Source organism: Methylovulum sp., assembly GCF_028687615.1.
Taxonomy (GTDB): Bacteria; Pseudomonadota; Gammaproteobacteria; order Methylococcales; family Methylomonadaceae; genus Methylovulum.
Genome location: NZ_JAQTZU010000027.1, coordinates 1 through 20,233, shown reverse-complemented (window position 1 = coordinate 20,233; position 20,233 = coordinate 1). Strand labels below are relative to the sequence as shown.

Below are 20,233 nucleotides of genomic sequence, written 5' to 3'. Positions count from 1 at the left end.
TACTATACTTAACCTAGTGAAATAGTCAACTATTACGCAGAGACAATGTGGTTTATCGAAGCTGGAACGTTGGGCGCACACTCTGATGCCAAATGATTTACCGGTAACCAGCCTGTTACCGGTTATTTGATTCTTGAGAACGTGTTTTAAGCGTCGCGAGCGGTTCGAGTGCAAGGCGCACGGAATGCAGAAACCGGAGTGTACTGGACGTACATGAGTATTTCGAGCACCGCGCAACGCCGCGTAACCGCTTTTAAAACACGTTCTGAGATGTTTGATGATCAGTAAAGATGGGTATAAGTCTCGCGGACTTCTTTCAATTCCAAGGCGATTTCCCGACGTAGGCGAAAATCGCGTTTGGAATGGGAGATGTTGTAAGGGATGCGGGGATTCCTCTCGTATTTGACGGCGGTGCGGATAATGCCTATCCATTGCCGTTCGTTGTCTTCTATTTCTTTGAAGCGGTTGCGGATACGCTCCAACTCTTGGTTGCAATAAGTGATGAATCCCGCCGCATAGAACACGCTATTTTTTAGATAATCTTCCAAAGCCGCCAAATCGCCGTTGATCTCTTCGACCACTTGTTCAAAATTGATGGGTTCGGGTGAGCGTTCTTGCTCTTCAATTGCTGTTGCCGCTTCGGACAACTCATGTATTGCCGCTGTTTTGGTCGTGCGTGTGCTTCTGCCCGCCACTGCCGGGGCGGCATCCGCCACCGTTTCTGCCAATTCCAGGGCATTGGCGGCTTTGGTTGCACGGGTGGCTTTATTGATGGCAACCGGAATCCGGCTGACGGCTTTTTCCCACAAACCGTAACGCAGATAATGGGTCAGGCGGCCTTCTTGTTTGTGCTGGTCATTGTCTCCGGCATAAAACGCTTCCAGGGTTTTGATTTCGGCGGCGCGTTCATGCAGCAGGCGTTCACGGGCTTGCAAGGGTTTGGCGATGAAGGCTTCCACCGCAACGCGCCCAAAGCGCAGGAACAGCACCTGAAATCCGTGGCGTATCCGCGCTTGTTCAATCGTTTCGTCCATTTGCGAGTGCAACAGGGTTTTACGCACGTCTTCGGTTTCCCACAACAATTCTTGGGTCTTGCGGACGATCTGGTCGATCAAGGCTTGCAAGGCTTGGGCGAGTTCGTCGGTCAGTTCGGTCTCAAATTTTTGCTGGATTTCGCGGAACAGCTCTTCGCGGATTTTGTAATTGCCTTCGCGGGCATCCGGCATCGAAATAGTGCCGCCAGCCGTGTAAATCCGTTTCAGTTCATCGGCTTGCGCGGTGGACAAATTTGCCAACAAGGCTTCGATTTTACCGTCGTAAGCATCATGCAAGGCCGCCAATTCCTGATGTTCGGCACCTAGTGCGTCCGCCTCCGTGCGGCCCTGGATGCTTTCTGCGTACCAAACATCAAAGTCTTTTTTGATGCGCTGCCATTCGCGTCCCCACCATTGGTTAAATTCCTTGCCTAGCAAATTGTCTTCGTGGCTTTCGCTGTCGCTGTCGGCGAAACTGGAATAAATCGGCTCCAGTTTTTGCAGAATTTCACTGGCGTATTGGCGCATATTGTTGACCAGCGCGTCACAGCGTTTTTGCAGCACCGAAGCGCGTTCGTTATCAATGTAATAACTGACCGATTCTTTCAAAATCGGTACGCCATCGGTGATGCCAAGTTTTTTTAACTTACCTTTATCATCGGCACTTTTGGAACGTCTTAGCGTGTCTTCGGAAGGGATGCCAAATTCGACCAGATGCGCCCGTGCGCAAACCGGAATCAAGCGCCGTTCCGGGACGGCGGGCCAATAATTTTTATGCTTTTCGTAAGTTTCTTTAAAATCAATCGGATCATCAAGCGCGTCAATTTGCGTCAGCACGACAAACACTTTGTCGGCGACGCGGATGGCGGGGTCTTCGGCATCGGTGACCATCAACATCTCTTTTTCGGGCCCGGTGATGGATGGCTGTTTCATTTCCTTGGCGTAAATAATCGCATCGCATTTTTTCAGACGGTCAATGGCTTGTTCGGCGTGCATCAAAATGCCGGAGTTGAAGCCTGGTACATCGTGGAAAATAATGTCGCGGTCGCTTCTAAGGCGCACGGTTTTCAGTTGGATGCGTTTGATTGCCAGTGATTGCGCGCGGTTTTTGAAAATCGCCGACTGCAAATGCTCGCTGATTTCGCTGATGTCCATAAACGACTGGCTAAAGCCGTTTTTTAGCTTGGTGAATTCTTTGATGGCCTCCAAATGTTTTTCGGTGTCTTCCAAATCTTCCTGGATTTCCTTTTTCTCCTTGTCGCTCAACAAACTGCTAGCCAAAGCCTCGTGGCGTTGCCCTTGCAACGTGGCGATTTCTTCTTTCGTGTAATATTCAATCAACAACATTTGATCATGTTCGGTTTGCGCCGACCAGATTTCGGTGCTGGTAAAAGTGCAGCGTTCCCGCGCCGATGGCAGGATTTCCTGGCCCAACCACGCATTTAACAACGCGCTTTTGCCGGCTTTTTCCAAGCCGATGACGGCGACTTCAAACCGGTTGGCGCGTAAACGTTCCAATTGGTTATTCAGGCGTTGATGCTCGATGTTGAGTTTTTGCAAGAGTTCAGCGGGCAAATCAGCAAGTGTTTTGCTGCACAAAGTATCGAGTTTATCGACCAGCACCGAAGTTTTTTCCAAGCGTATCAGTTGTTGTTGACAGGTTTCTAGCCAGGTAGCCATAAAAATTCCACAAGGGTTAAGTAGTATGCGTACTGTGATGTTTTGTTCAAAACACTGGTTGCAGCGGTTAGTGTTTTATTTTCCTTTTTAAACAATGACTTAAAAATTCACGACCACACTAAGCGCGAGTGTAAACCCTAATCGGGAAGCTGGGTCAATTGATCAAAATAGGATACGTTAGCATGGAAGCGGTGTAAATATGGCGTTCATTAAGCAATGTTGATTGGCTAAGGTTAGGATAATCCGCTTCAAAACAGTTTTTCAAATTTTAAAAACGCCCACCCTGCCCTTACAACAGAACCCGCTCGATACCGCCTTTTCCCGCTTGCTTGATATAGGTTTTCATCCAATCCTTGCCCAACACATGCCGGGCAATTTCCACGACGATGTAATCGACTTCCATAGCATCCACGTCATCAAAACGTTTCAAACCCTGCACACACGATGGGCAGGATGTCAGCATTTTGATTGGCCCGTCAAATCCGTCGGCACGTAGCTTAGCCGTGTCATCCTGCAATTCGGCGGCTTTACGATGACGCACTTGCGTAGAAATATCAGGACGCGCCACCGCTAAAGTCCCCGATTCGCCGCAGCAGCGTTCGGATTTACTGACGGGCGAGCCGATCAACTCGTTGACGGTTTTCATGGCGTCTTGTTGTTTCATCGGGCTGTGGCAAGGGTCGTGATAGAGATAACGCGCCCCATTCACCCCTGCCAACTTAACGCCTTTTTCCAGCAGATATTCGTGGATGTCGATCATGCGGCAGCCAGGAAAAATCTTGTCAAATTCGTAATCTAGCAGTTGGTCAAGGCATGTCCCGCAACTGACCACGACAGTTTTAATATCCAGATAATTCAGGGTATTGGCGACGCGGTGGAACAGCACCCGGTTATCGGTGGTGATTTTCTGCGCCTTGTCATATTGTCCGGCGGCGCGTTGCGGGTAGCCGCAGCATAAATAGCCGGGCGGCAAGACCGTTTGCACTCCCACTTCATACAACATGGCTTGGGTCGCCAAACCGACTTGCGAGAACAAGCGTTCGGAACCGCAACCAGGAAAATAAAACACCGCTTCCGAATCGGCACGGGTTTTGTTGTGGTCGCGGATGATCGGTACGATTTGGTCACTCTCGATACCCAGCAACGCCCTTGCCGTTTTGGCAGGCACGTTATCAGGCATTTTCCGGTTCGTGAAATGGACGACATACTCGCGCATGGCGGGTTGGCCAGTCGATGACGGGGGTTGCACCAATTGTTTCCGGTTCCACGGTTTCAACAGGATATTGCCGATACGTTGCGCTTTATAAGCCCATTCGATGAGCAGCTTACGCATCACTTTAATGCTATTGGGATGGCTGGTGGATAAAAACATAATCGCCGCCGTTTTCACCGGATTAAAACTTTGCTTGCCCATTTTGCGCAACAGATTACGCATGTTCATCGACACTTCGCCGAAATCTATATCGACCGGACAGGGATTGAAGCACTTGTGGCAGACCGTGCAATGGTCGGCGACATCCTCGAATTCTTTCCAATGGGTGATGGAAATGCCGCGTCGGGTTTGCTCCTCGTATAAAAAGGCTTCGACCAGCAACGACGTGGCGAGGATTTTATTGCGCGGCGAATACAACAGATTGGCTGTAGGCACATGCGTGGCGCACACGGGTTTGCATTTGCCGCAGCGCAGGCAATCTTTGACCGAATCGGAAATCGCGCCGATGTCGCTTTGCTGCATGATCAGCGATTCGTAGCCCATCAGGCTGAACGACGTGGTGTAAGCCGTACTGAGATTTGCCCCCGGCATCAGCTTGCCTTTGTTGAAACGGCCTTCCGGGTCAATGCGCTGTTTGTAATCGTGGAAATCGGCGAGTTCTTCAGCCGTTAAAAACTCGTATTTGGTGATGCCGATGCCGTGTTCGCCGGAAATCACGCCGCCCAGGTCGCGGGCGAGCACCATGATGCGGGCAACCGCCGCATTGGCTTCCTGGAGCATTTCGTAATGGTCGGAATTGACCGGCAAATTGGTGTGGACATTGCCGTCGCCCGCGTGCATGTGCAGGGCGATAAACACCCGTCCGCGCAAGATTTCCTTGTGTACGGCTTCGATGCGTTTAATGACGGGGGCGGTCGTGTCGCCTTCGAAAATCTCTTTTAACAGTGGCAACAATTCCTGCTTCCAGGATACGCGCAATGAATAGTCTTGTAAGCGATGGAACAAGGTTGGCTGTTCAGTCCGGTTGGTCAGTTCGCCGACGCTGATGCCGTACCCGCTGAACGAGGCTTCCGCTTGTGGCAATGGCAAATCCAGGTTGTCATAAAGCCATTGCCAACGCTCCCGCACCGTAGTGATCGCCGCTAAAGCGGAACTGCGGCGGTCGCCAAACAGCTCGGTTTTGTCGATAGTGTCTTCATAAGCGCGTAGCGGTAAATCACCTGCCAATAATTGGCTAAGTGCATCACACAATCGCAATTTGTTGCGTAGCGACAATTCAATATTGATGCGTTCGATGCCATCGCAATAATCACCCATGCGCGGCAACGGAATCACGACATCTTCATTGATTTTAAAGGCGTTGGTGTGTTTGGCGATGGCGGCGGTACGCGCCCTATCCAACCAAAAAGTCTTGCGGGTTTCCGGGCTGACGGCAATAAAACCTTCGGCGTTACGGGCATTGCACAAGCGCACGACTTCGGATGCCGCCAACGCGACTTGTTTATCGTCATCGCCGACGATGTCGCCGATCAACACCATTTTCGGACGGCCATGATGCTTGGCTTTGCTGGCATAGCCCACGGCCTTGACGTAACGTTCATCCAAATGCTCAAGACCCGCCAGCATCACGCGCTGTGGGCCGTCTTTGGGTAAGGCCGCCAGATAATCGCGGATTTCCAGGATAGCCGGCACGGCCTCGCGGACTTGCCCGAAGAACTCCAGGCAAAACGTGCGCGTATGTGGCGGCAGTGAGTGCAAAATCCACCGCGCCGACGTGATGATGCCGTCGCAACCTTCTTTTTGGATGCCCGGCAAGCCGCCTAGGAATTTGTCGGTCACATCCTTGCCCAATTCGCCTTTGCGGAACGCGGGGCCGGGAATGACCAGTTGCTCTTCGGAAAGCAACACCTTACGTTTGCTGTCAAAACGTTTTAAGGCAATGGTCACTTCTGCTTGTTCGTGGATTTTGCCCAGATTGTGGTTGAGACGTTCCACGTCCAACCACAAACCATCGGGCGTGACCATGCGCCAGGACGCCAGATTGTCCAGTGCCGTCCCCCACAACACGGCTTTTTTGCCTCCCGCGTTCATGGCGATGTTGCCGCCTATGCAGGACGCATCGGCGGAAGTCGGGTCACAGGCAAACACTAGCCCCGCCTTTTCAGCGGTCTCCATCACCCGCCGTGTCACCACACCGGCACCGGTATAAATGGTGGCATAGGTTTGTTCGATTCCCGGCAAATGGGATTCAGGATCGACGCGGCCTATTTCAATCAATTTTTCCGTATTGATGACGGCGGAATAAGGCGTCAACGGCACTGCGCCGCCGGTATAGCCGGTACCGCCGCCACGCGGGATGATGGTCAGGCCCAATTTGATGCAATCACGCACCAAATGGCCGACTTCGTCTTCCGTACACGGATAAAGCACCACAAACGGATATTCAACCCGCCAATCGGTGGCGTCGGTGACATGGGACACGCGGGCAAAGCCGTCAAAACAAATATTGTCTTTGCGGGTATGCTTGGATAACAAAGCCAAGGTTTTGCGGCGCATCTCACGGGTACGGTCAAAATGGGCTGCAAAGACATTGACGGCCTGATGGGCGGCGGTGATTAATAGCGCGACACGCTTAGCCCGATCCGTATTTTCGCCTTCATGTTCGGTCAGGCGATTTTTCATTTGCTTCAGCCGATGGCGTAACGCTTCCAGCAAGGCTAACCGGCGTTTGCGGTTATCCAATAAATCGTCCTCAAGGTAAGGATTACGCTGGACCGCCCAAATATCGCCCAAAACTTCAAACAGCATCCTGGCGGAGCGGCCTGTGATACGTTCGCCACGCAACGATTCGATTATTTGCCAACTTTCCGCACCCAACAAACGGATGACGATTTCGCGGTCAGAAAAAGACGTGTAGTTATAAGGAATTTCGCGTAGCCGTACTGGCGACACATCGGAAGACAAAGGGGAAAATGTTGAATTCACTGATATTCTGCATACAGGCGTGATTGATTAAAGATATTGTAACACTCGTGGATGGAGCGAAAATAGCAAAAGCCTCTTAGTCTGTGTATTCCAGCAAACCAAGCCCCCGCATAATCATTCCGAAGAGGGCTGGCAAACTATTCGATTTCATTGGAAGCTGTCGTCAGTTATCGCTGACGGGCATACAAAGTTGGGCTACCAACTTAAGGCGGGACAAAGGTAACTTCCCAATTACCCGCAGGACTCTAGACCTGTCAGGTTTTAAAAACCTGACAGGTCTAGATCGGGTCTTTTTGTCCCGCCTTAAGTTGGTAGTCCAAAGTTGATCGAATATTAGATATTTTGTGCCCATGTTATGATTTAAAAGCCCAAGGCAACCACAATTGAAAACACAATTGAAAATATTGGCTCTAGGATTGGTGTTTTTCTTGAGTTCATTTATATTGGTTCGTTGACGGATGCAATTGGCTTTGCTTGCGTTAAACCATAAAAATAAGCGGCGGATTTTAAAATAACTAAAAAGATAATAATTCTGCGGAAAACAGACAATAACTTAAAGAGGGGAGGAATATCTTATGAAAAAATTAATTTCAGCTACTTTTTTGGTGGCTATATTTTCAATGACTACCGCTTATGCCGCAGAACATCACAGCGGTCATGGCGGTGGCCAAGGTGGTGGCGGCGGTTCGGCAGGGGCATGTATGAAGCCCAGATTGTCGAATTTTACGCCAGGGCATCTAGCCAAAGTGGCGCCTGAAAGCGAAATATCTTTTAAGATTATAAACATAGACAACCCTGACCAAATATCCATCACCATCAAAGAAATAAGCGTTGAATTTGATAGCGAATTCAAAGCCCCTTTCTATTTGATAAAGGCCAAATTGCCAGCCAGTTTGCGCAATACCGCCGCCCGTATCAATATCCGGGTCAATGCCAAATATCCACAATGTGAAGGTGAAGACGGTTGGTTGGTCTTGATTTCTGGTTAATCTGGCCTAGGCTCTAAGTGGCAAGGGCTTATTCCCATACGCATCAAGCTTAGGATTTGGCCATTAATAACTTCCCGATATTAAGACCTGACAGGTTTTTGAAACCTGTCAGGTCTAGGGTTCCAAGAATGGTTCAGGGAAGTTATTTTTAGCCAAATCCTTAGTGTTCACGAAAATCACGAAAAAAAACTAGATGAATTTTCGTGTTTTTCGTGTCGCCTCGGCACACCGCTACGCTGCTCCTGCATTGCTCTACCTCCTGCATCCATGCTGTCGTAAAGTGCCTACTGTTGGTAGCGATAGCGTAACCCAACAGCGTAGCGGTGTGCCGCTCCGATGCTGTTGGGTTACGGCTACCGCCTAACCCAACCTACGAAACTTGATGCGTATGGCTTATTCCCCGTCGTTTTTTCGAAAAACCCAAACAGATGCCGGTCTTTGTACGAATGGCATCAGTTTTGCCACATAAGCGGCAGGCAAATTCCTTACTAAAGACGAATATTTTCGGAAAATCTGGAAAAAAACTGCCGCGATGTCCGCACACGCCGTAAAATACAACGGCTGTATCTATTTACGGGTGCTTTATTAGTATCCACTCAATAAGCTATGTGTGTTTCATAAGTGCTTGCTGAAACAATGTTAGCGAAAAAATCCCATTTCCAATGCAAGCATTTATGAAACAATTAATATGTCTGAACAACCTGCAAAGCAATGCGCCGCATTTTGCCTAGCACAAGGATTTGATATTAGTGCGCTGGCAAAGCTGATTTCTGATACGACGCTGATCCGCATCATTAAAGGCGCGTTGTTGATCGAAGACAATAACGCTTGGTCAGTGGTGTTTTCTTATGGTGCGGTGGTGCATTGGAATGTCAGCACCGAACAGCAAGGCAAACTGCATCAACTGCTCCTCGCCCATGCCGAAAATCCGCTGCTTGCCGTTGAAGAAGATAATTTCACTTTCGAGCTGGACTGCCCCTGCACACGCATTATTGAAGACCATATCGAAGTCGAATCATCCGACCCTATCCTATTGTTTTCATTGTCACAAGGCATGGCGCAATCGATTAAATTGGCTTCGTTTGAAACCAACGCCATCACCACGATCAACAACACCAATTACATCCCCAAATCCCTGGCGGAAGACGGACGGATCAAACTCAGCCGCCATAAAATCGCCAAAATCCGCGGGCAATTGTTTTTGACCAAGAGCGACATCATCCTCAATTACGATTTGCTGGACACGCCGGATTTCTTTTGGGAATATCCCGAATACGAGGATTATTACAGCATCACCGCGAAATATTTGGAAATTGCCCCACGCACACGGGTATTGTCAAAAAAACTGGAAACCATCCACGAATTGTTTGAAATGTTGGCTGACGAACAAAAACACCGCCATTCGTCGATCTTGGAGTTGATCATCATCGGTCTGATTGCCTTTGAAATTGCCATGACGCTAGTAGATAAAGTGTTTTAGGGCACTTTCCGCTTTATGGAAATAACCGCTATTTACTTTATCAAATTGTTGATGCTGCCACCGGCGAGTTTATTGCTCATGGCGATGGCAGGCTTGCTGTTGCGTAAATACCGCTGGGGCTTGCCTTTAACGACGGCGGGCTTATTGATCCTGACCACGCTAAGCCTGCCAGTGGTCACTGAGATTATCGCCGGCACCTTGGAAACTTATCCACCCGTGACCGCCGATAAAATCACCGCATTCAAACCGCAAGCCATCGTCGTCCTCGGTGGCGGTGAAAATTCTGGATTGGAATACCATCAAGCACGGACAGTCAACGAACGCACCCTGTTGCGGTTGCGCTATGCCGCGAAACTAGCCCGTGACACAGGATTGCCGGTTTTGGTTTCAGGCGGGAAAGTGTTTCAAGAAGAATACCCCCCAGAAGCACAGCTCATGGCGGAGGTTTTGCAAAATGAATTCCACATCCCCGTAAAATGGCAAGAACCCAGCAGCCGCAATACGGCTGAAAACGCCCGATTTAGCCGCCAACTTTTACAGACCCAGGCGATGGATAAAATCTTGCTGGTCACCCAGGCTTTCCACATCCCCCGCGCGGTATGGTCATTCCAGAACGCCGGTTTCCAAGTGTTGGCCGCCCCAACCGCCTTTTTCAGCGGCTCTCCATCCGAATCGCCATTACGCTTCATCCCCTCCGCAAACGCGCTGGAGAAGACTTTTTTAGTGCTGCACGAATATTTAGGCTTGTTGTGGTACCGCCTAAATTCTCCAGTGCAATCGTGACCATCGCATCCAACACCCACCCCCATGCTCAGTTATCGCCACGCCTTCCATGCCGGCAATTTCGCCGATGTTTTGAAACACACCGTTTTGGTACAAATCCTTCGCTATCTAGGCCAAAAAGACAAGGCGTTTTGCTATGTTGACACCCATGCCGGCCCTGGCGATTATGTCTTGACTAGCGAATACGCTTTAAAAAACCGTGAATTCGATAACGGGATTGGACGCTTATGGCAACGCGATGACACACCCGCCTGCGTCGCCGATTATGTCCAACTCGCTAAACAAGCCAACGCGGGCGGGCAGCTTGGCCATTACCCTGGTTCACCAAGGTTTGCGAAGATTCTGCTACGTCCACAAGACCGCCTGTTTTTATATGAACTGCATCCGACAGAACAAAAAATCCTGCAAAAAAGCCTTGGCGGAGACAAACGGGCCACGATCATCGCTGATGATGGTTTAAAACACGCATCTGGGTTATTGCCCCCCCATGAACGGCGCGGTTTGGTATTGATCGATCCGTCTTATGAACTAAAAAACGATTATGAATCAGTTGTTGAAACCTTGATAAAAATGCACAAACGTTTTGCCACCGGCACTTACGCGCTGTGGTATCCGGTGGTCAGCCGTCGGCGCACCCAAGCTTTGGAACACGCCCTGCATCGTAGCGGCATTGCCAATATGCACTTGTTTGAATTGGGCGTTCAGGAAGATTCACAAGCCCCTGGCATGACGGCTTGCGGGATGCTTGTCATCAATCCGCCCTGGACGCTACCAGCGGAAATGCAAACCACGCTGCCTTGGCTTGCGGACACCTTAGGAATAGACGGAGCCGGTTTTTACCGCATTCAAACCTTGGCGGAATAATTCAGCAAATGCCGTTTAAGCGTCATTTTTAGGACGGCTATTTCCTTCATCGACCGCACAATTTTCAAACTTCCAATAACAAGTTACGTTAGAATGGCGGTTTTATTTACCACCTGTTGGTTTTGCTTATGTTGAAAAAAAATCTCCTCGTTTTACTGGCGGCTGGATTGTTAAACGCCTGTGTCACCAGTCCTACCGGCAGAAACCAGTTTATTTTTATGCCCGAAGCGCAAATGGACCAAATGGGTTTGCAAACCTTTAGCGCCTTAAAAACCCAAAAACCTATTAGCCACAACCCTCAATACAACAAACTCACCCATTGCATTGCCAATGCGATCACGGAGCAAACGGGCGGTAAATGGGAAGTGGTGGTTTTTCAGGATAAATCTTTCAACGCTTTCGCTTTGCCCGGCAATAAAATCGGTGTGTACACAGGATTGATTGAAATGGTTGGCGGCAACCAAAACCAGTTGGCGGCGGTCATCGGTCATGAAGTCGGCCATGTCTTGGCCAGACATAGCAACGAGCGGGCATCGCAACAAATGGTCATGCAACAAGGTATGGGCATCATCAAGCAAACAACGCTTGGGCAGAATCCAACCACCTTGGGATTATTGGGTCTGGGCGCACAATATGGTGTTCTGATGCCGTTCAGCCGCACCCAAGAAAGCGAAGCCGATATTATCGGCCAGGATTTAATGGCGAAAGCGGGATTTGATCCTAGACAAAGCATTATTTTATGGCAAAAAATGGCGCAAGCATCGCAAGGCCAGGGACCCGCCGAATTTATGTCCACGCATCCTTCCGATGCCACCCGTATCCAGAATCTGGAACAGCACATGCCACAAGCGATGGCGCAGTTCCAGCAAGCCCAGGCAACAGGTAGGCAACCCCATTGCAATTAATCTGAGAAACCCCCTGGAATCCAAATTTGTCTGGATTCCACACCTTTTTAATGCGTCAGTCCCGATCAATGAACCCAAACCTACCATATTTACACCCCTACCCGTTTGAAAAACTGGCACAATTGAAACACGGTATCACGCCACCGCATGACAAAGCCCATATCTCATTATCAATCGGCGAACCCACGCATCCAACGCCACATTTCATTGAAGAGACCTTACTGACGCATATCCAAGGCTTGGGGGTTTACCCGACCACCAAAGGCATATTGGAACTGCGCATGGCGATAGCCGGCTGGCTATCTAAACGTTTCCAAATTCCTGTGGACGCGCTGGACCCAGACACCCAAGTCTTGCCTGTCAGCGGAACCCGCGAAGCCTTGTTTTCGATTGCCCAATGTGTGGTTGACGCCAGCGGTGGCGAAAAACCGGTGGTCATCATGCCCAACCCGTTTTATCAAATTTACGAAGGCGCGGCCTTGTTGGCGGGCGCGGAACCGTATTTCGTCAACAGCACCGAAGCCACCGGTTATCTGCCGGATTTTGACAGCGTACCGGAACGCATTTGGCGGCGTTGCCAGTTGTTGTATATTTGCTCGCCTGGAAATCCCAGCGGCGCGGTGATGGGCCAAGCCGACCATGTAAAACTGCTGGATCTGGCGGATAAATATGACTTCATCATCGCTTCGGACGAATGTTACAGCGAACTGTATGACGATGAAACCCAGCCGCCCGTGGGTTTGCTGGAAACCGCCCACCGCATCGGCAATAGCGCGTTCAAACGTTGCGTGGTGTTCCATAGCCTGTCCAAACGCTCCAACGCGCCGGGCCTACGTTCCGGTTTTGTCGCCGGTGACGCCGAGGTTTTGCAACCCTATTTCCAATACCGCACCTACCAAGGTTGCGCGATGCCGTTGCCGACGCAACACGCCAGCATCAAAGCCTGGCAGGATGAACACCATGTGCTTGAAAACCGCCGCCTATACCGCGACAAATTCACCGCTTTCATCACCATTTTGTCCGAAGCTTGCACGATCAACAAACCCGCCGCGAGTTTCTATGTCTGGCTGAAAACGCCGATAGATGACTGTGAGTTCGCCCAAAAACTGTTCGCGCATGAAAACCTGACCGTCCTGCCCGGTAGTTACCTATCCCGCGAATTTAACGGCGTCAACCCAGGCGAAAACCATGTCAGGATTGCCTTGGTCGCACCGCTGGATGAATGTATCAAATCCGCCCATCGCATTAAAAATTTCCTCAACACTTTATAAAAAGAAAAAATCATGAACGACTATTCAATTGACACCTTGGAAAACATCATCAACACCGCTTTTGAAAACCGCGCCGACATCACGCCAGCCAACGCCAGCACCGAAGTGCGCGAAGCCGTCAACGAAGTGTTGGGCTTGCTGGACAACGGCACACTTAGAGTCGCCGAAAAACTTGACGGCGACTGGGTTACGCACCAATGGTTGAAAAAAGCCGTGCTGTTGTCCTTCCGCATCAACGAAAACCGCCTGATGGACGGCGGCAACACCCGTTATTACGATAAAGTCGAGTGCAAATTCTCCACTTACAGCGAAGAAGACTTTGCCCAAGCGGGTGTCCGTGTCGTGCCAAACGCCGTCGCCCGCCACGGCTCCTACATCGCCCCCGGCGCGATTTTAATGCCGTCTTACGTCAACATCGGCGCCTACGTGGACAGCGGCACGATGGTTGATACCTGGGTGACGGTCGGTTCGTGCGCACAAATCGGCAAAAATGTGCATTTATCCGGCGGTGTCGGCATCGGCGGCGTATTGGAACCCTTGCAAGCCAACCCGACCATCATCGGTGACAATTGCTTCATCGGCGCACGGTCTGAAATCGTTGAAGGCGTGATCGTTGAAGATGGTTGCGTCATTTCTATGGGCGTTTACATCGGCCAAAGCACGAAGATTTTCAACCGCATGACCGGCGAAGTCTCTTACGGGCGCATCCCGGCAGGTTCTGTCGTCGTGTCAGGCAACCTGCCTTCGGCTGATGGCAGCTACAGCCTGTATTGCGCGGTGATTATCAAACAAGTGGACGAAAGGACGCGCAGCAAGACGGGGATTAATGAGTTGTTGCGGGATTAATCAACTCCATAAAGCGCGATAGACTATGGTCTATCGCGCTTTACAGGTTAATGATTTTCAAAAAGCGGCGCAAACCCAGTGTCCGACAAAATATCCTCGCCAGTCCAAGGGCATTATTCAGGAAATTTCTCGTAAGACACCCCCCGTTTCCTTTTCCGCCGCATCACGCGCATCATCCCATGCGTCAGCCCACCATTCAGCTTAGAATTCCCGCCAGATAGGGGTAAGGATTTGACCATTAATAACTTCCCGATATTAAGACCTGACAGGTTTTTGAAACCTGTCAGGTCTAGGGTTTCAAGAATGGTTCCGGGAAGTTATTTTTAGCCAAATCCTAAGTCCATTTATGCGGCCAATAGTTTCTTGTACCCATTCCCCAAAGTTTCTGCCAGATTTCATCAAAAAAACCATCCAGGCTTCTCCTGGCTTCCACAAAATCGTTTTAAATGTCCAACCCGTCGTTATTAGTCTAGACTCCACAATTACTACTTTTTTGGATTTCGTTTAAACTTGTTTGAGGGCGATTGCTAAGAAATTAACGGGTCAGATGATAAATTAAGGGGGGCAAATGAGTGGCGAATCGGGACTTCTTTGGAGTGTGTTGTTTGGTTCTATCGGTTTTGGTTTCTTTATCTATGGCAAGAAACAGTCAATGCTTATCCCGCTTGTGTGCGGCCTGGCATTAATGGCGTACCCGTATTTTATGCCGAATGCAGTTGTGCTGGTTTTGGTCGGTGTGGTGTTGATTGCTGTCCCCTATTTCTTCCGTTTTTAGCAAACACCCCGTTTTACCCGCCTAAACCTTTATGAATCCTCTCATTGAACAACTCATCGTTTTTATCGCGTCCCTGATTGCCAACACGTTTTCTGCACTGGCAGGTGGCGGTGCGGGTTTAATCCAATTTCCGGTACTCATTTTTTTGGGATTGTCTTTTAGCGTCGCCCTAGCCACGCATAAAGTCGCTTCAGTTGCCCTAGGCGTGGGTGCGACGGTGCGTTATCTGAAAGAAGACATCGTGGAAAAAAACTTCGCCGGGTTTATGTTCTCTGTTGGTGTGCCCGCTGTTGTCCTAGGCTCGTTTGCGGTGATCCACATTCCCGATAGCGTCGCTAAATTGGCATTAGGGCTGTTGACGATGTCCTTAGGCATTTATTCTTTTTTTCAAAAGCAGCTAGGCCAGCACTACGCACCGCAGCATCGAGATAAACAAGGGCTAATCATCGGCGGTGGTTTGTTATTTTTAATTGGCTTTTTAAATGGTTCGATTGCTTCCGGCACCGGCCTTTTTGCCACCTTGTTATTGATACGCTGGTTCGGCATGGACTATAAACGCGCCGTGGCTTACACCTTAATCATCGTCGGCTTGTTTTGGAACGGTTCGGGCGCGGTGGTGCTGGCGCTCATCTCAGAGGTGAAATGGAGTTGGATTCCAGTGCTGTTATTGGGTTCTTTTGTTGGCGGCTATTTGGGGGCGCATCTGGCGATTTTAAAAGGCAACAAATGGATTAAACGCAGTTATGAGATCATCACGGTTTTAGTCGGCTTGAAACTGCTGCTTTAAGCCATGCAAATCCAGACGGTAAAAAGCATTGAAAAACCGGCACAACATTAAAATACAGAGACTTTAAACTGTTAAGTTTTCGGTTTTTGGAGCGCGGCCATCTTGGCCGCACAGCGGGCAGGATGCCCGCGCTCCGACTAGAATCCATCTAATTTATAGCCAAATCCCCGCACGGTCTTAAGTAGTTTCAATTCGTAACCATCATCAATTTTCCGTCGTAATTGGCGGATATAGACATCCACGACATTGGTCATCGGATCGGTGCTGTAACCCCAAACTTGGTCCAGGATACGGGTGCGGCTGATGACTTTGCCGGGCATCCGCATACAGCATTCCAACAAGGTAAACTCTTTGGGCGTTAGCTCAATCCGTTTGCCGCCACGATGCACTTCATGGGTTTCTAAGTTTAAGACGAGGTCGGCTATCTGCAATGTTTTGCTTTCCGCTTTCAGCCCGCCGCCACGACGGCGCATCAACGCCTCGATTCTTGCCAACAATTCTTCAAAAGAAAACGGTTTGGTCAGGTAATCGTCTGCGCCTGAGCGCAAACCGCTGACTTTATCTTGTACGGTATCGCGTGCCGTTAGCATGAGGATGGGCGTGTCGATGCCCGCTTTGCGCAGCCGCTCGCAGACTTCCCGCCCGTTGATATCAGGCAAGCCTAAATCCAGAATGATGGTTTGAAACTGGCCTTCGCTACCTAAAGCAATCGCGTCCAAGCCATTGCGGGCGACTTCGACCACATAGCCTTCTGCCTTTAAGCCCCTTTGGACAAAATCAATAATCCGTTCATCGTCTTCCACGAGCAGTATTTGCATGTCCGCGTTACCTTTTTTGAGTTGTGCGTTTCACTGGTTTGCTGGTTTTGCTGGTTTCCAAGCTCAAGCTTGGGAACCAGCAGAAGTTGCCTCTATCACTGAAAATCATTTGGTGCAATTAACGGCAACCTAACGGTAAATGTCGAGCCAGAGTTTTCTACGCTAGCCACGCTAATTTCCCCGCCATGCGCGTTTAAAATGGATTTTGCCATCGGCAAACCTAAACCACTGCCGTCCGCGCAGGAGTGACGGGCGTTTTGGCTGCGGAAACGGCGGTCAAAAATCTTTTCCAGATCTTGTGCTGGAATGCCTATGCCTTGGTCGCTGATGCTGAAAAAGGCTTGTTCGCCTTCTTGCCATAACGTGACGGTAATTTGGCCTGCGGGCTTGGAATAGCGGCTGGCGTTGTCGCCTAGTATAAACAGCAACTGCCGTAGCCGTTGCCTATCGCCGTAAATCCACAGCGGATCGCTAGGTGCAAGCAAAGCTACGGGATTGCCATTTTCTTCCGCCATCAAGCGGAAATCTTCCACGGCGCTGCCCACCAATTCTGTCAAATCCAAGCTATCCCATTCAAATTGCAGATGGGCCGTGTCGGCGCGGGCCAAAAATAACAAGTCTTTAACATAAGCCCCTAATTGCATCGCCAATTCAACGATGCGTTGCAAGGCGTCTTTATACTCTTCGGCTGCACGGTCTTTGCCGCGCAAGGTCACTTCCGCCTCGCCACGGATCACGGTAATCGGGGTGCGCAACTCATGGCTGATGTCCGCCAAAAATTCCCGCCGCGCCGTGTCCATGCGTTTTAATTCTTCATTCAAGCGGTGCAACTCCAACGTCCGCTCGGCGACCCGTTTTTCCAGCACCGCACGGCCTTCGCGTAATTTGTTTTGCTGGCTATGGATTTCCTGCGCCATTTGATTGAAATGGCTGGCGAGATAGGCGAATTCATCATGGCTATCGACACTAATCCGGTAATCCAAATTACCGGAAGCGATTTCGTCCGTGCCTTTCATCAGGGCTTCGACAGGTTTTTTAAAGCCGCGCAACAAAAATATCCCCGCTGCCAGGCTAAAAATCGCCGCCAACACCGATGCCAAAATAGCCAACCCACGCGACCTAGCGACCAAATCTTCCAGCTCTTGCTTGGCTTTGCTGGCTTTCCCGCGCTCGGCGTTGATGGCGGCATCAATCAGCGGTTGGAATTTGCCGTCAATTTCTTCTTCGGAGAATTTTGATAAGGCTTGCATCGCCAAGTCCAGCTTGCCTTGTTGGCGTAGGCGTTCGATGTCGTCAAAGCGGTATTCGCTGGCATCCAAAAAAGCGGTGAAATGGGCGACCCGTTCCAATTCGGCGGATTTGTCGGATTCGTCGCCTGCCTGTTCGGTTTTGACGGCGATGTCGCGCAGTTCCTGCATGGCTTGGTAAAGGCGTTGTTTGGAGGCTTCAACACCTGCTTGTGCGGCTGGCGTATCGCTGATTTGCCTGTCCAGCCGTTGTTTGAAATGGCGGTAAGCTTCTTGGGACAAACGTCCGTAATGATCGAACGCGTCATACGCCGTTTGGCTGCGCTGGAAATACCAAGCGACTTGGTTGGAACTCCAATACAGGGCAATGCCTAAAAACAAGACAAAGCCCAACGACACCATAATGACTATCGCCAAACGCAAACGGAACATAAGGCTTAATTTCCGCCGCCGCTTTCATCCAAATGCTTTTCCATCGAGCGTATGGCTTCCAGTTTTTCGCGCAGCAAACGGGCTTCGTCATTTGACGCGGCGTCGGACTCTTTGCTTTCAACTGAGCGTTGGCTGGATTTTTGTTTACGCTTTTGCGACGTGGATTTTTTCGTTGGACAAACCGGCGTATTGTTCGCTTGGCTGTTGATACGTTTCAATATTTCTGTATCCAGCACCAGCAGTTTTTGCAAGCGTTCATCACCCAGATTTTCGGCAGGGATGGCATTGATACCGTCCAGAATTTTGGGAATGTCGCCACAGCTATCGGACAGCAAACGCCCGACCAGCAAGTGCAACTGAAACCCTGCACCTGGCGATTCTTGTTGACGTTTCAATAAGGTACGGCAAGCTTCGGCGCGTGACGACGACGGCACTTTTGCCATCGTCGCACCGAACGCCAGCAATTCATCAAAATCGGCTTGGGCATAAGGTTCTGAATAAGTAGCGGAATTACCGTTCCAATTTTGGGTAAATTCGGCGCAGCCAACTAATAGGAATAGGCTGGATACCAAACTGATTTTTAGCATAGAAAATGTTGCGTCCATTAATGTTGCGTCCATTGTGGTTAAGCATCTCCAGTCAAAGGGATTTGCACACGAAACCGTGCGCCTTGCTGGTCTTCCCTAGGGTCAATAATCTCGGCTTTGCCTTGGTGGTTGGCGACATATTCGCGGACTATCGCCAAACCCAAGCCCGGGCCTGCATCATCGGCATTGACCGTTTCGCCACGAAAAAACGGTTCGAAGACATGTTCCCGATCTTCTGGCGCAACGCCCTGCCCTTCATCCTCCACTTCCAATTCCATTTGCTGCCCAGAATCACGCAACATGATGCGGATTTCGCCGCCCGTAGGCGAATATTTCACCGCATTCGCCAGCAATTGTTCGATGATACTGCGTAATTGCTCTGCTACCCCATCAATTTCTACAGGCCTGACCAGTTTTTTCACGCTAAGATTTTTGTCTTGCAAACGGGGTTGAAAATCCTCCAGCACCGATTCCAGCAAGGCTTTCATATTGACGTTGCCTTTACGGATGCTGTCCGGTTTGGTGTTGATTTGGCTATAGCGGATCAATTCATCAGACACGGTTTTCAGCTTATCGACCGTATTGCTTAAGCGTTGCGCGATTTCCTGCTGCGGATTGTCCGCGTCCGCGTTGGTGATCAACATTTCCGCACTCTCGCGGATACTTGCCAAAGGCTGCTCAATCTCACGCGCGACATTGTGGATGAATTGCTGTTTCGACACTTCCAATTCCAGCAAATGGCTACGCAACCATTCCAAACGGTTGCCCAAATACCGTAAATCCGAAGGGCCCGCCACCACGATGGTTTCCGCCAATTCCCCCGAACCCAGACGGCGTATGCTGCTATCGAGCTGGCGCAAGGAACGCGAAATGACCAGCAATAAGGTCACGATCACCCCAAACGAAACTGACAATAACACCGCCCCTTTCACTAACAAGCCTTCTTCCAGGGTTTCTGATTGCTGGTGCAAGGCATTGAATTCATGGTCAACATGGTTTTCAAATTCACGCGACAGATTATGCGAAGAATCGCGCAAGCCTTGGAACGCTTCATCAATCGCCACGCTAGAATTAGTGCCGCTTGTTGAACTGATGATCTGTTGATAAATGAGTGTTTCTTTCTCAGACAATTCATTGACTAACAAAGCGATTTTGTTATCAACCCGCAGTTTTAACAACTCGCCCAAGGCTTGTTTAAACGCCGCCCGCGTACTTTCATAGGATTGCCGCTCATAAGGCTGGCGCACCGCCGGGTCGGACAACAACACGAACAAGCGGGCTTTGCGTTCAATATCGGCGGTCTTTTGCAAAACCAAGCGCACCACTTTAGTTTGTTCAAACACTTGGGTGTTGATAATCCGACCCAATGCCGAGGTTTCCCGCAACCCCAAAGCGGCATAAATCACCGCCAGAAACAACGGGATAACGGCAATGACAAAGCCGAGGATGATTAGGGATTTTAACGATAACAGGTTTTTGAATGTCATTCGAAATAGCGGCTAGATAATGTCCACAAGCGGCGGCTTAGGCAAGCGCG

15 protein-coding genes are annotated in these 20,233 nt (G+C 50.0%); 9 read left to right on the top strand and 6 right to left on the bottom strand.

What is annotated here, in order from left to right:
- Positions 1-281: 281 nt before the first annotated feature.
- Together PHH59_RS14100 and PHH59_RS14095 are read right to left on the bottom strand one after the other, a co-directional pair.
- Positions 282-2,714, bottom strand: coding sequence for a dynamin family protein (locus tag PHH59_RS14100; protein ID WP_300017450.1), 2,433 nt, complete (start codon positions 2,712-2,714; stop codon positions 282-284).
- Positions 2,715-3,003: 289 nt separating this feature from the next.
- Positions 3,004-6,912: an FAD/FMN-binding oxidoreductase gene (locus PHH59_RS14095; RefSeq protein ID WP_300017447.1), complete on the bottom strand. Its 3,909-nt coding sequence runs from the start codon at positions 6,910-6,912 to the stop codon at positions 3,004-3,006.
- Positions 6,913-7,487: 575 nt separating this feature from the next.
- On the opposite strand from PHH59_RS14095, the gene PHH59_RS14090 reads away from it, so the two are divergent.
- The 9 genes from PHH59_RS14090 (at position 7,488) to PHH59_RS14050 (ending at position 15,612) form a co-directional block, all read left to right on the top strand.
- Positions 7,488-7,901 (top strand): hypothetical protein, encoded by a 414-nt coding sequence (locus PHH59_RS14090; RefSeq protein WP_300017444.1) that lies wholly within the window; start codon positions 7,488-7,490, stop codon positions 7,899-7,901.
- A 688-nt stretch (positions 7,902-8,589) separates the two neighbouring features.
- Positions 8,590-9,381, top strand: coding sequence for an RMD1 family protein (locus tag PHH59_RS14085; RefSeq protein ID WP_300017441.1), 792 nt, complete (start codon positions 8,590-8,592; stop codon positions 9,379-9,381).
- A 15-nt stretch (positions 9,382-9,396) separates the two neighbouring features.
- The gene (locus PHH59_RS14080) at positions 9,397-10,164 is read left to right on the top strand and encodes a YdcF family protein (protein ID WP_300017438.1); all 768 of its coding nucleotides are present in this window, start codon (positions 9,397-9,399) and stop codon (positions 10,162-10,164) included.
- 24 nt (positions 10,165-10,188) lie between these two features.
- Complete coding sequence (rlmJ, locus tag PHH59_RS14075) at positions 10,189-11,028, top strand: 23S rRNA (adenine(2030)-N(6))-methyltransferase RlmJ (RefSeq protein ID WP_300017435.1); 840 nt, start codon at positions 10,189-10,191, stop codon at positions 11,026-11,028.
- Between the two features lie 128 nt (positions 11,029-11,156).
- The gene (locus PHH59_RS14070) at positions 11,157-11,933 is read left to right on the top strand and encodes a M48 family metallopeptidase (protein ID WP_300017432.1); all 777 of its coding nucleotides are present in this window, start codon (positions 11,157-11,159) and stop codon (positions 11,931-11,933) included.
- 68 nt (positions 11,934-12,001) lie between these two features.
- Positions 12,002-13,204, top strand: a complete 1,203-nt coding sequence (gene dapC / locus PHH59_RS14065) for a succinyldiaminopimelate transaminase (protein ID WP_300017430.1) — start codon at positions 12,002-12,004, stop codon at positions 13,202-13,204.
- A gap of 12 nt (positions 13,205-13,216) precedes the next feature.
- The gene (dapD, locus tag PHH59_RS14060) at positions 13,217-14,050 is read left to right on the top strand and encodes a 2,3,4,5-tetrahydropyridine-2,6-dicarboxylate N-succinyltransferase (RefSeq protein ID WP_300017428.1); all 834 of its coding nucleotides are present in this window, start codon (positions 13,217-13,219) and stop codon (positions 14,048-14,050) included.
- 568 nt (positions 14,051-14,618) lie between these two features.
- A complete protein-coding gene (locus PHH59_RS14055; RefSeq protein WP_300017425.1) occupies positions 14,619-14,825 on the top strand; it encodes a hypothetical protein in 207 nt (68 codons plus the stop codon).
- Positions 14,826-14,856: 31 nt separating this feature from the next.
- Positions 14,857-15,612, top strand: coding sequence for a sulfite exporter TauE/SafE family protein (locus PHH59_RS14050; RefSeq protein ID WP_300017422.1), 756 nt, complete (start codon positions 14,857-14,859; stop codon positions 15,610-15,612).
- A 137-nt stretch (positions 15,613-15,749) separates the two neighbouring features.
- Here PHH59_RS14050 and PHH59_RS14045 read toward each other — a convergent pair whose 3' ends face one another.
- The 4 genes from PHH59_RS14045 to PHH59_RS14030 form a co-directional block, all read right to left on the bottom strand.
- Positions 15,750-16,430 carry a response regulator transcription factor gene (locus tag PHH59_RS14045; protein WP_300017419.1) on the bottom strand — a complete coding sequence of 227 codons (681 nt, stop codon included), beginning with the start codon at positions 16,428-16,430 and terminating at the stop codon, positions 15,750-15,752.
- A 95-nt stretch (positions 16,431-16,525) separates the two neighbouring features.
- Positions 16,526-18,109, bottom strand: a complete 1,584-nt coding sequence (locus PHH59_RS14040) for a HAMP domain-containing sensor histidine kinase (RefSeq protein ID WP_300017416.1) — start codon at positions 18,107-18,109, stop codon at positions 16,526-16,528.
- 5 nt (positions 18,110-18,114) lie between these two features.
- The gene (locus PHH59_RS14035; protein WP_300017413.1) at positions 18,115-18,729 is read right to left on the bottom strand and encodes a hypothetical protein; all 615 of its coding nucleotides are present in this window, start codon (positions 18,727-18,729) and stop codon (positions 18,115-18,117) included.
- Positions 18,730-18,734: 5 nt separating this feature from the next.
- Positions 18,735-20,183 carry a HAMP domain-containing sensor histidine kinase gene (locus PHH59_RS14030; protein ID WP_300017410.1) on the bottom strand — a complete coding sequence of 483 codons (1,449 nt, stop codon included), beginning with the start codon at positions 20,181-20,183 and terminating at the stop codon, positions 18,735-18,737.
- Positions 20,184-20,233 lie beyond the last annotated feature (50 nt).